Origin of the sequence: Sorangium sp. KYC3313 (assembly GCF_052075895.1) — a bacterium.
Lineage (GTDB): Bacteria > Myxococcota_A > Polyangia > Polyangiales > Polyangiaceae > Sorangium > Sorangium cellulosum_B.
In genome coordinates, this window is the sequence record NZ_CP197255.1 from 9520950 (window position 1) to 9532478 (window position 11529).

Genomic DNA, 11529 nt, shown 5'->3' on the forward strand with positions numbered 1-11529 from the left:
ACATGGCGAAGGCGGACATGGCGAAGAGGCAGCGCCCGCTGACGGTCGACATCCCCCGTCCCGGCGATGAGCAGCCGGTCTGGTCGCGGGTCGGGGTGATCGCGCTGGTGGGGTTTGTCGTCGGCGTCGCGTGGCCCAAGCTCGCCGGCGTCCGCGTCGGCCCGACCGTGCCTTCCGACGTCAAGGCGACGGCCGAGGCCACGGCGGCGCCGGCGTCCCCTCCCCCCGCGGCGGCGGCGCCCGGGACCGCGGAGCCCGAGGGCAAGCCTCCCGAGGCCGCCGCGAAGAACCAGCAGCAGGTCGTGGTCGGCCCCGGCAGGATCACGCGCTGCTCCGACAAGAAGAACAAGAAGGTCGAGGACTGCGGACAGCTCCAGTTCGATCCGATCGCCCTGCCCCGGCTGAAGGAGCTCGCCCAGTGTCCGGCGGCGCTCGGCGTGGACGGCAAGCTCCCGATCGGCTTCGAGCTCAACTTCGAGAAGAAGGAGGTCCAGGTCGTCAAGGGGAAGAAGACGAGCCTGCCGGCCGCGACGGTCAGCGGCATTCTCCAGTGCGCAGCGCGGGAGTTCTCGAACGTGTCCCTCGAGGAAGTCCCGTACAAGTACCGCCGGTACTCCCTGGTTTACACTGCCACCTTCTATCCCCCCGGCGCGCAGGCCGACGCCGCCAAGGCAGAGGCCGGCGGCGGCGAACAGGAGCAGGCCGCCGGCACGACCACGAGCGAGACCGCCGTGAGCGGCCTGGCCACGGTGAGCTGGGATACTGCGCTCGTCCGCGGCGCGCCCAAGGAGGGCGATGTGGTGATGCGGCTGGTGCGTGGCACTCGGGTCAAGCTCGTTGGCCGGCAGAACGATTGGTACAAGATCGACCACCGCGGCAAGACGGGGTGGATGTACCGCGGCGCCATCGGCCTGTGACCGGGAGCCGCGAGCGTCGGCCTGATTGGAGACACGCAGGCGGCTTCAGGCGCGGATTCCAGGGCCGCGCCCGAGCGAGGGCGCGTCGGTTCGCGTAGAATGGTTGGGGCCGATGACGCGCAAGCTTTCGCTCCCCGTGCTCCATCTGGCCCGCGCCGACCGCGCGACGGGGCCTGCGTCGGCCACGCCCACGGTGGACGCGGTGCGTGAGCGCCTCGGCGGGCGCGCGTCGACCGAGCCCGGCGTGGGCGAGCTGGTCCTGCTGACCACCGCCGCGGGCAAGGCGCTCCCCGGCGTGGTCCTGTACCGGGGTGGCGCCACCGTCGATGTGTGGATTGACACCACAGCGGCATCGTCCACCCCGAACGAAGCGCGAGGCCTGGGCCTCGCGAGCGCTGTGCCCCGCCGGGGCGTGGTTCACCGAGCGCGCCCTGCCGACCTCGCGCCGTTGCGCGTGGCTGCGCCGGAGTCGCTCCTCGCCATCGCGGCCGACGCGCGCGTCTTCGCGGCCCTGAGCGAGGGCCAGCGCATCCGGCTTCAAGACGGCGGCGATCTCGCCGAAGGCACGCTGGTGGAGAAGTGCCGCTTCGGCGGCCTGGTGCGGCGCGACGACGGCACCCTCCTCGGCGTCGGCTTCCGCCGGCTCTGGCCAGCGCAGGCCGATGGTGCCGCGAGGAACTGAACGGAACTGAACGGAACTGAACGGAACTGAACGAAACCGCGCGGGAGTCGAACAGAACGAAGCGAGGGAGGGCGGCTCCGGAAATACCTGCGTGAGAAGGGGCCCGTGGCCAACACTGCTTGTACCCCCTCCGCGGACGCGATAGACAGGCCACAACATCGTAGCTCGCGCGACGCGCGACCAGGTCGGAGGTACAACGTTGAAGCTCGCTTGCTCGTTCACGGTCGTCCTCGCGCTCGCCATGCTTCCGGGCTGCGGGCCCTCCATCTCGGGTCTGTGCGAGGACAGGTGCGATTGCACCGGAGACTGCAGCCCGGACGACGAAGAAGACTGCGTGGACAACCTCGAAGACGCCGAGCGTGAGGCGGCTTCGCAGGGCTGTGAGGAGCAGTTCGACGAGGCCCTCTCCTGCGTGGATGACGAGTTCGCGTGCCGCAGCGGCGCGGTCGACGTCGACGGGTGCCGCGAACAGGTCGACAACCTGAGCGGCTGCGCCGATCTGGCGACCGGGCTCAAGTTCTGGGCCGCCTTCAATCTTAACTGAGGGTTGACCGCGTGACGGGCGTCGGGCGCCTGTGTGCGTGGAGGCTCGGCTCCCGGATCCCGGCCTCTGGCGCCCCGCGCGCGCCGAGAGGGCGAGATCGCTTATTCGCCTAGGTGGGTGCGGACCTTCGTGAGCAGCGTATTGCTGTCGAAAGGCTTGATGAGATAGTCGGTACACCCGTTCGCGAAGCCGATCTTGATGCTCGTCTGATCGCTCCTCGTCGTCATCATGATGATCGGCACGGTCTTCGTCGCATCGAACGCGCGGAGCCACCTGCAGGCCTGGAAGCCGTCCATCGCCGGCATGACGACGTCCATCAGGATGAGATCGGGGCGCTCCGAAATCGCCTTCGCGATGGCCTCCTTGCCGTTGCGCGCGATGACGATGTCGTAGTCGTCCACGCCGAGCGTCAGCTGCTGTGACAGCAGCGAAGTCAGCGAGTCGTCGACGACGAGGATCTTCTTCTTTCGAGCGGTCTCGCTGGGCTGGCTACTTGGCGCGGACGGCCGGCTCCGCGGCGCCGAGTCGGAAGCGGAGGCCGTTTCCGGAGAGCTCTTTCGCGAGGAGTCGACACGACGATCGGCCATGAGGGAGCCTCCATGAGGAGGCGCCGTTCCCTGGGGCGCCTCCGGAGTGTTCAGGTTGCAACGAGTGATCCCCCCGTCACCTTATCAGGATCGCTACCGCACCGGAACCAAGTTCCACTGTCACCCGATGTGGCCAAACCCGCGAAAGTACTCCTGAACAGACCGCTGCGCGCTCCCCCGCAGCAAGCTGCCGAGGCCAGCAGGCGAGAGGAGGAGTTGCCCGCAAACCTGCGAACCCACGACAAGCGGCTGCGCCGTACGGAACGGCTGCTCACGCTGGCGTGTGAGGACGGCACGGCGGCGTTTGCTCGCCGGTCTAGGCAAGAGAACGGTAGTGCCCAGGGACGGAATCGAACCGCCCACACGAGGATTTTCAATCCTCTGCTCTACCAACTGAGCTACCTGGGCTTGCTGCGGGCCCCGCGCTTACGCCGGAAGCGTCGGTCACGGGCGGGCTACGATACGCCGATGTGGCCGAATGTCAAGGAATTCTTCAGGGCGCGGAGCGATCGAGCAGCCGGAAGGCGGCCGCGAGCCACGAGGCGCGCAGGTAGGCCGCGGCGGCGAACGCCGCGAGCTGCGCGGCGAGCGCGGCCGCGACGCGCGGGCCGGTGCTGACCCCGGCGAGGTGCATGACCCACGCCCCGCCGGCGATGGCGACGACCGCGAGGGCGCCCCGGGACGCACAGGCCCAGACGGCCGCGAGCGGAGCGACACGCAGCGCGTCGAGCCCTCTGGAGACGGCGGTGTAGAAGCCCCGCTGCTCGCCGACCACGGCGACCCGCGCGAGATCATGGAGCAGGGCGATGGCCGCGACCGGCACCAGCGCGACAACGGCGACGGCGATCGCCGCAAGGTCGCGGCCGCGCGGCAGGATCGGGAGCTCCGCGCAGAGCTTCGTCCCGGGGAGCAGGACGAGCGCCGCAGCGGCGACCTGCGCCGCGAGCGCGAGGCCCCAGAGCAGCGCGAGCGGGCCCAGGGCGCGCGCCGCGCGGCCTCCCAGGTCCTGCGCGGAGAGCGGTCCCTTCCGGCTCAGCGCGGCGAGGAGCACCGCGAGCGGGAGCAGCCCGAGCGCAGCGGCCAGCAGGGTGCCCAGGCCGAGCTGCGTGGCGAGGGCAGCGGCGGCGTGCGCCGAGAGACGCGCGAGCTCGCTGAGCATCAGGCCGCCGGGATCGAAGAGGATCGCGTCGCCGCGCGGGTACTCGCCGACGATCTGGGCCACGAAGACGGAGAGCGGCGCCGCGACCACGAGCGAGGCGAGCGCCCGGTAGCCGAAGTACAGCGCGACCGCGGCTGGCCGCTCGTGCGCGGCGGGGCGCCCCGCGCGCCCTGGCCCGGCCACCGCGGCCCCCTGCGAGCCCGGATCGCTCGCGCCCCGCTCCGCCGGCGCGCTCATGGCCCGAGGAGCGTGAGCGCGAGCCCCACGGCGAAGCTCGCGCGCGAGAGCACGCCGGGCGCGAGGAGGTCGGGGCGCGATCGGCGCGCGTTGTTCGCGAGGTCCTCGTCGAGCAGCACCCGGTGGTCGGGGTCGATCACCACCGCGACGAGCGGAGAGGCGCCGGCGTAAGGGATCGCGGCGGTGCTCTCGCGCGCATCCCACCGCGCCCGCTGCACGCTGCCGTCCTCGCCGTGCAGCGCGACGTCGACGGGGAGCACGAGCGAGCCGCGGCGCCGCACGACGGCGCGGCCGCGGTAGCCCGCCGCCTCGATCCCGGCCTCGCCCGGCGCAGGCGCCGCGCCGTCCGCGGGCCATGCGTCGAACGCCTCGACGGCGTAGTCGACCCACGCGCGCTCGAAGAGCCCGGCTCGGAGCGCCTCGGCCGCCTCATCGCCCACCTCACGACGCATAGCATCAAGAAGCGCCTCGGGGCCGGGGTGGCGGAACCGGTTCTCGCGCGCGTAGCGGCCGACGGCTCGCCGCACGAGGTCCTCGCCGTACACGCCGGCGAGGGTCGCGAGGAGCACAGCGGGCCTCCCGTACACGAGCCCGAGGTAGTCCTTTCCGTCGACGAAGCCCGCGGCCGGCTGGGCGACGGCGCCGTTGTGGCCCGACCTGAGCGCGTCGGCGCGGTACTGCGCGCGGAGGTCGATCTCGAGCCCGAGCAGGCGCGCCCACGAGCCGTCGCCGTAGCGCGCGCGCAGCGCGTCCGCTTCCGCGTAGGTGGTGAGGCCCTCGTCGAGGAACGGGTAGCGGTGCTCGTTCGTCGCGACGAGGCCGTAGAACCACTGGTGCGCGAGCTCGTGCACCGTGACCGCCTCGACGTAGCGCACGCCCACGGCGGGCCAGAGCCAGCTGCCGCCGGTCGTGATGAGCGTCGGGTACTCCATGCCGCCCGCCTCCTCGGCGCCCTCCGGCGGGTGCACGATCGTGAGCGTGCCGTACGGGTAGCGGCCGAACGCCGCGCCGAAGCGCTCGAGGCCGAACCGGACCAGGTCGATCTCCAGCGCCGCCTCGCGCTCGCTCCCTTCGGGGAAGAGGCACCGGATCGCGACGCCGTCGCCGGTCGTGGCGCGCAGCTCGCGGAAGCGGTCCCACGCGGCGAAGGCGAAGTCGTGCACGTCCTCCTGCACGAACCGGCGGATCGCTCGCCCGTCGGCCCGCCGCTCCTCCGCGAGCCGGCCCGTCGCCCCGACCGCGAAGCGCTCCGGGACGTCGACCGTCACGTCGTACGCCCCGAAGTCGGCGTAGAACTCCGAGAGCCGGTGGTAAGGGAAGTGCGCCCAGCGCCCGTCGGGCTCGAGGCGCGCCATCTTCGGGAACCACTGCCCCACCATGTGGAAGCTCCCGTGGTGACCCGTCCTGAGCGCGAGCGACGGGAGGTCCGCGTCCCACGCGAGCTCGATCGTGATCGCCTCGCCCGGCGCTACGGCCCGCGGCAGCTCCACCCGGATGTCGGTCTCGTCGTCGGGATCGCCGGGCGTCGTGGGTTTCCCGCGGGGCCAGACGTCCGCGCCTTCCATCTCGCGAACCGCGAAGCGGGTCACCTGGATATGACCGTAATCATACAGCATTTCGCTACCGCGAAAGCCGTCGACGGACGAGCGGAGGAACACGGTGCGCGGGTCCTTGAAGGCGTTCAGGTAGAGGTGGACGAACAGCTCGCGCTGCGGCTCGCGCGACGCGTTCCGCCAGACCAGCGTGCCCTCGCCGTGCATCGTGTGCTGCGCCGGATCGAGGCTCGCGCGCAGCGTGTAGCTCGCGATCGGATCGGCGTGGGCCGCGAGCTCGGCGTCCGGCGGAGGCGCGGGCGCCGGAGCTGCCAGCGCCGGCGCGGCGCTCGCGCCGGAGGGAGCGGCCGGGGACCCCGGCGCCGGAGCGTCGGGCTCGATCGGCTGGACCGTCGACAGGAGCGACGCGCCCATGCGGCCGGCGAGCAGCGCGAGGAGGAGACCGACAGCGGCCTGGAGAGCCGTGCGCACCGGTGCAACCTAGCGAGCTTGCGGCATCGCGGAAAGGCGAGTCTGGGGACGCGGCGGTCCGCTCGCAACGATGACGCGACGCCGCGACGTCAGGCGAGGCCGGCGCCTAGGCGCTGCAGACGATCCCCTCCTGCACGAGCTCGTACAGGAGCCGCAAGGCCTCGAGCGACTGCATGCCCGACACGTCGAGGATCTCGTCGATCGAGCTGTAGCCGTCGATGCACGAGAGCAGGAAGCCCGCGCGGTGATCGAGGTTCAGCGAGCGGAGCTGATCCGGCGACACAGCGAGCCGCAACACCCGCGAGCCGTCTCCGAGGCGCGACTGGTACATCTGCCGGAGCGTCTCGACGCAGCTGTCCGCGTACTGCCGCGCCATCCAGTCCTTCGGGTTCTCCTCGAGCAGGCCCTCCGCGAGGACGAGCGCGCCGCCGAAATCGCCCTGATCGAACCGGTGCTGCATCTGCTCCCGCGGCCCCTGGGCGCTCAGGTGGGGCTCGGTCGCGCGTGAATGAACCCCCGTGTCGACCTTCGCGACGGCCGCAGGCGCGCGCTCGGTCTCGGATCGGCGCGGAGCGCGCGCCGCGCCCTGCGCCTCGCCCGAGACCCTGTACGAGGTCGAACCGGCGAGCGCCCCCGTCCCGCCGCGGAACGCGGGCTCGTCGTCCTCCACGAGCAGGCCGTAACGGAGCGTGCCGGGCGGCGGCGTGATCGGCGGCTCGTCCATCGGAGGGCCCGGCTCCTCGAACCCGAGATCGAGGCGGAAATCGATGCCCAGCGGCCCGCCGTCGTCCGGACGAGGGACGCGCCCCTTCGCCGCCGGGGGGATGTGGACGTCCCGCGCATCGACCGGCGGGCCACCGAAGACGTCGATCTCGCCAAAGCTGCGCGGGTACGACTGGCTCGGATCGCGCAGGAGATCGTCATCGAGCTCCGATCCGAAGTCGCGCTCGGCGTCGAGCGATCCGAACCCCATCCGCCCGCCGGGCCGCGACGGGACCCCGGGCTCGTCGCACTCCAGGCCGAGCCTCGCGGTCTCTCGGCCGAGAGCGCCGTGTTTGCCCGAGAACGAGGAGCCGGGCGGCGGCTCCCAGGGGATCGTCCTGCGCGGCGGCGGGGCGGGCGGGTACCCCTCCGGCGGAAAGGCCTCCGGAGGGCGCTGCCGCTGGGCGGTGATCTCGGAGCTCGAGTGAGGGCGGCGGGTCATCATCTTTGCCACGTAGTCGCTGACCGGGATCGGCGGCGGGAGCGTGATCTTGCCCTCGCCGTCCGGCTGCAGAGGCATGCCGGCGGGCGGGGTTTCCATGCGGGGTGAGCCCTTCTCCTCGCGGGCGAGCGCGGCGAGCGCGAGGAGCTCCTCCGAGGCGACCGGTTGGGTGTCCTCGAGCTCGTCCACCTCGTCGAGCCCCCAGGAGGAGTCCAGGGTCTTGGAGTCAGGCGGCACCGACCGCATCGTCTTCCCTCATCGCGGCCATCCCTCACCCCTGTGGCCTGGCTACGACACCCTTGAACATCCGGTGGGTGCGCGAGAGCGCCTCCATCTGCTCCTTGACCGCGGCAGCGTCGCGCCGGCCGATGGCCTGACGCGAGCGCTCCACGATCCCGCGCGCCTTGCCGATGGCGTCGCGGCCGAAGTCGCTGGACGCCACGATCTGCTCGACCTGCGGGAACATCCGCTCGATCTCGGCGATGAGCTTCTCGGCCTCCTGCCGGACGCCCTCGAACTGGTCGCTCGCGCGGCGATCGACGAGGTACTCCTTCGCCGCCTCCATCATCTCGCCGACCTCCTCCTTCGTGAGGCCGCTCGACGCGGTGACCTGAATCGACTGCTGCTGGCCCGTCTCCAGATCCTTCGCGCTCACCGAGACGATGCCGTCGCTGTTGATCTCGAACGTGACCTCGATCTCGACCTGCCCCTTCGGCGCGCGGCGCAGGCCGGTGAGGATGAACTCGCCGAGCAGCTCGTTGTCCGTCGCCTTCTGGTGCTCGCCTTGCATGACCAGGATCTTCACGGCGGTCTGGTTGTCGCGGCTCGTCGTGAAGATCTTCGACCGGCTCGTGGGCACCGTGGTGTTCTGCGGGATGAGCTCCTCGAAGTTCGACCCGAACGTCATGATGCCGAGCGCGTGCGGCGTGACGTCGAGCAGGATCATCTGCTTCGTCTCGTCCACGAGCGCGGCGCCCTGCACCGCCGCGCCGAGCGCGACCACCTCGTCGGGGTGCACCCCCTTGCACGGCTCGCGCTCGAAGAAGTCGCGGACGGCCTCCTGCACCCTCGGCATGCGCGTCATGCCGCCGACGAGCACGACGTCCTCGATCTCGTCGCGGTCGAGCCGCGCGTCCTCGAGCGTCTGGCTGCAGATCTCGATGCACCGCTCGACGAGGTCCTCGCACAGCTCCTGCAGCGTGGCCCGCGAGAGCGTCCGCTGGAGGTGCAGCGCCTCGTTCCGCGCGCTCGAGATGATGAACGGCAGGTTGATCTCGGTCTCCAGGACGCTGGACAGCTCGCACTTCGCCTTCTCGGCCGCGTCCTTGAGCCGCTGGAGCGCCATCCGGTCCTGCCGCAGGTCGACGTCGTGCTGCTCCTTGAAGCCCTGCACCAGCCAGTCGATGACGCGCGCGTCGAAGTCCTCGCCGCCGAGGAACGTGTCCCCCGCCGTGGCGATGACCTTGAAGACCCCGCCCGCGCCGATCTCGAGCACGGAGATGTCGAACGTGCCGCCGCCGAGGTCGAAGACGGCGATCGTCTTCTCGACGTTCTTGCCGAACCCGTACGCGAGCGCCGCCGCCGTCGGCTCGTTGACGATGCGGATGACGTCGAGCCCCGCGATCTGGCCCGCGTCCTTCGTCGCCTGCCGCTGGTTGTCGTTGAAGTAGGCGGGGACCGTGATGACCGCCTTCGAGACCGGTTCGTTGAGGTAGTCCTCGGCGAACAGCTTCATCTCCTGGAGGACCATCGCGCTGATCTCGGGGACCGAGTACGTCTTGTCGCGCAGCTGGATGCGGACGTCGCCGTGCGGCCCCTCGACGATCTTGTACGAGGCGGTCAGGATCGCGTTCTTCACCTGCGGGGACGACCACTTCCGGCCGATCAGCCGCTTCGCGGCGTAGACCGTGTTCTCGGCGTTGGTGATCGCCTGCCGCTTCGCGATGTGCCCGCAGAGCCGCTTGCCGGCCTCGGTGATCGCCACCATGGACGGCGTCGTCTTGTACCCACCGCGATTCGGGATGACGGTCGGGACGCCCTCCTCGACGATGGCAACGCACGAGTTCGTGGTGCCAAGGTCAATGCCGATGACACGCTCCATCGATGCCGCTGCTCCTCTTGTGATCTTCGGCCCGAACGGCCGCTGAGGCCACGATGCTAGACCGTTTCGCGGAGCCGAGCGGGCCAATCGTGCGCCGGCCATGCGGAAGGCGCCGCCCCGGGCCTGTCCGAGGCCGGCGCGCCTTCTGTAAGGGCCGGCGCTAGACTTGCTTCCCCTGCTGTTTGGCCTGCTCGCGCGCCTGCGCGACGAGACCGCGCAGCCTACCATCGTTCCCTGCGAGCTCGGCGGCGCGTTCGAGCTCGCCGGCCGCGCTCTTTGCGAACCCCGCGGCCGCGTACGACAGCGCGAGCGTGATCCTGTACTCCACGGAGGCGGGCGCGAGCTCCACCGCTCGCCGCGCAAACTCCACCGCCCGCCGCGAGCTCTCCCCGGCCTGGAGCGTCGCATACGCGACCCGCTCGTGCGCGCCGGCGTCGTCCGGGCGGCCGTTGCACACCTTCACATAGCTCAGCGCCGCCTCGACCCAGCGGCCGTTCTGTGCCTCGTACTCGGCCTGCTTGAGGTACCCCTCCGCCAGCGCCACCGCCGCGAGGCGCTCCACCTCGGCCGACGCCCTCTGGAGCTCGGCGTCCTCCGGGGCCAGCGACGCGGCGATCCGGTAGGCGTTGGCCGCGCTCGCAAACTCGCTCCGCTCGAGCGCGGCCCGAGCCACGTCGGAGTACCGCGCGATCTGGCTCCGGAGCGCCTCGTTGCGGGCGCTCTCGTAACGCGCCTTGAGCGCCTCGACCGCCCGTATCGACTCCGGCGAACGCACGCCGGAAGGGGTCTTCGGCGGCGCCGCAGGGGCGCCTGCCGAGGCAGCCGGCGCGACGGCCGTTCCAGGCGCAGCGGCCGGCGCAGCCGGCGCGACGGCCACCCGAGGCGCAGCGGCCGGCGCAGCCGGCGCGGCGGCCGCCCGAGGCGCAGCAGTCGCCGCGGCCGGCGCTGAAGCCGCTCCGGACGCAGCGGCCGCCGAAGCAGAGGGCGCCCCCGGCGGAGCGCGCCTCAAGCCTCCGGTGAGCTTGCGCGCGAACGTCTCACGCCGGTCCTTGGCGGTGGGAGCAGGCGCGACAGGCGAGGCCGGCGCTGCGCTCCGCGCCGGCGCGCCTCCGTTGTCGGGCGAGCCCCGTCCTGCGGGAGGCTGCGTCGGCGACGGCTGAACCGGCGCGGCGGCGCCGGAGAACACAGCGGACGCGCCCTGCTCTGCGGGCGCGCGCTCGGAGGAATAACGCCCGGGCGACGCGCCCATGTCGCGCGGATCGGCGAACGCGGCGCGCACCGTGGCGTCGACGGCGGTCGTTATCGTGGCGATGTCGCGCGGCGTCTGCTCGATCAGCGCCGCCATCGTCCGGTTCTTGTGGGTCTGCTCGAGGTACGCGTCGTACTCGGCGCGCCGCTGCTTCGACGTCAGCGTGTCGTGCGCCAGCGTGATGCGCGTGAAGATGGCCTCGATCTTCTGCTTGTAGGAGCCGAGCTGCTTCCGGAAGTAGGTGTCCGGATGGAACTCCGGCGCGAGCTGGTAGTAGGCGCTCTTGATCTGCTTCTTGTCCGCCTGATCCGCGACGCCGAGCAGCGCGTAATAGCTGAGATCCTCGAGGCGGTAGTAGAGGTCGAGGATCCGCCGCTTCCGGTCGGAGGCGAGCTCGACCGGCTCGTCGAGCTCGGCGGGATCGTAGAGCGGCAGGGACTCCATCTGCTGCAGCGCGCCCCGGCCGAGCGGGGCGGCCTCGGACCCGGACGGCATCGTCTTCTCCGGATCCACCGCGGCCGCGCGCCGCGCGGCGTCCCGCGGCGGAGGCTGTCCGGAGGGCTCCCCGTCCAGGAGGATCGCGCCGAGATCGCGCAAGCGGCGCAGCGCCTCGACGGTATCGCCGTGCGACATTCCCGTGATCAAGGACAGATCCCGATCCGTCAGGACGCCGTCGATGCGGGACAGGAGGAACGCCTCCGCGGGGTTCAGCGGGAGCGACTTGAGATCGTACCCGGGCTTCGGCCTTGGAACACGGAACGTCATCGGGTCGAGCGGCGGCCCCCTCCCGCTCGAGTCTAACGACGAACACGCGCCCGTCGCAAT

The 11529-nt window shown here is 71.4% G+C and carries 9 protein-coding genes and 1 tRNA gene; 3 read left to right on the forward strand and 7 right to left on the reverse strand.

The genetic code is table 11. From position 1 onward, the window contains the following. Window positions 1–2 precede the first annotated feature (2 nt). The 3 genes from ACSRUE_RS36005 to ACSRUE_RS36015 all read left to right on the forward strand — a co-directional run bounded on the left by ACSRUE_RS36005 (window position 3) and on the right by ACSRUE_RS36015 (window position 2143). Window positions 3–917, forward strand: coding sequence for an SH3 domain-containing protein (locus ACSRUE_RS36005; RefSeq protein ID WP_441287529.1), 915 nt, complete (start codon window positions 3–5; stop codon window positions 915–917). A gap of 112 nt (window positions 918–1029) precedes the next feature. Further along, entirely contained in the window at window positions 1030–1599 is a 570-nt protein-coding gene (locus ACSRUE_RS36010; protein WP_441287530.1) for a hypothetical protein, read from the forward strand. Window positions 1600–1798: 199 nt separating this feature from the next. Further along, a complete protein-coding gene (locus ACSRUE_RS36015; protein WP_437768721.1) occupies window positions 1799–2143 on the forward strand; it encodes a hypothetical protein in 345 nt (114 codons plus the stop codon). Between the two features lie 101 nt (window positions 2144–2244). On the opposite strand, the gene ACSRUE_RS36020 is transcribed toward ACSRUE_RS36015, so the two are convergent. From ACSRUE_RS36020 to ACSRUE_RS36050, 7 genes are all read right to left on the reverse strand, one after another. After that, on the reverse strand, window positions 2245–2730 hold the full coding sequence (locus tag ACSRUE_RS36020) for a response regulator (RefSeq protein ID WP_437299468.1): 486 nt from the start codon (window positions 2728–2730) through the stop codon (window positions 2245–2247). Window positions 2731–3065: 335 nt separating this feature from the next. Next, a tRNA-Phe gene (locus tag ACSRUE_RS36025) sits at window positions 3066–3138 on the reverse strand. Window positions 3139–3223: 85 nt separating this feature from the next. Further along, window positions 3224–4126 carry a hypothetical protein gene (locus tag ACSRUE_RS36030; RefSeq protein ID WP_441287531.1) on the reverse strand — a complete coding sequence of 301 codons (903 nt, stop codon included), beginning with the start codon at window positions 4124–4126 and terminating at the stop codon, window positions 3224–3226. Continuing rightward, window positions 4123–6150, reverse strand: a complete 2028-nt coding sequence (locus ACSRUE_RS36035; RefSeq protein WP_441287532.1) for a M1 family metallopeptidase — start codon at window positions 6148–6150, stop codon at window positions 4123–4125. The genes ACSRUE_RS36030 and ACSRUE_RS36035 overlap by 4 nt, the downstream gene beginning before the upstream one ends. Window positions 6151–6256: 106 nt before the next feature. Next, window positions 6257–7591, reverse strand: a complete 1335-nt coding sequence (locus ACSRUE_RS36040; RefSeq protein WP_441287533.1) for a hypothetical protein — start codon at window positions 7589–7591, stop codon at window positions 6257–6259. 34 nt (window positions 7592–7625) lie between these two features. After that, the gene (gene dnaK / locus ACSRUE_RS36045) at window positions 7626–9455 is read right to left on the reverse strand and encodes a molecular chaperone DnaK (protein WP_012235052.1); all 1830 of its coding nucleotides are present in this window, start codon (window positions 9453–9455) and stop codon (window positions 7626–7628) included. Between the two features lie 160 nt (window positions 9456–9615). After that, window positions 9616–11469 (reverse strand): DnaJ domain-containing protein, encoded by a 1854-nt coding sequence (locus tag ACSRUE_RS36050; protein ID WP_441287534.1) that lies wholly within the window; start codon window positions 11467–11469, stop codon window positions 9616–9618. Window positions 11470–11529 lie beyond the last annotated feature (60 nt).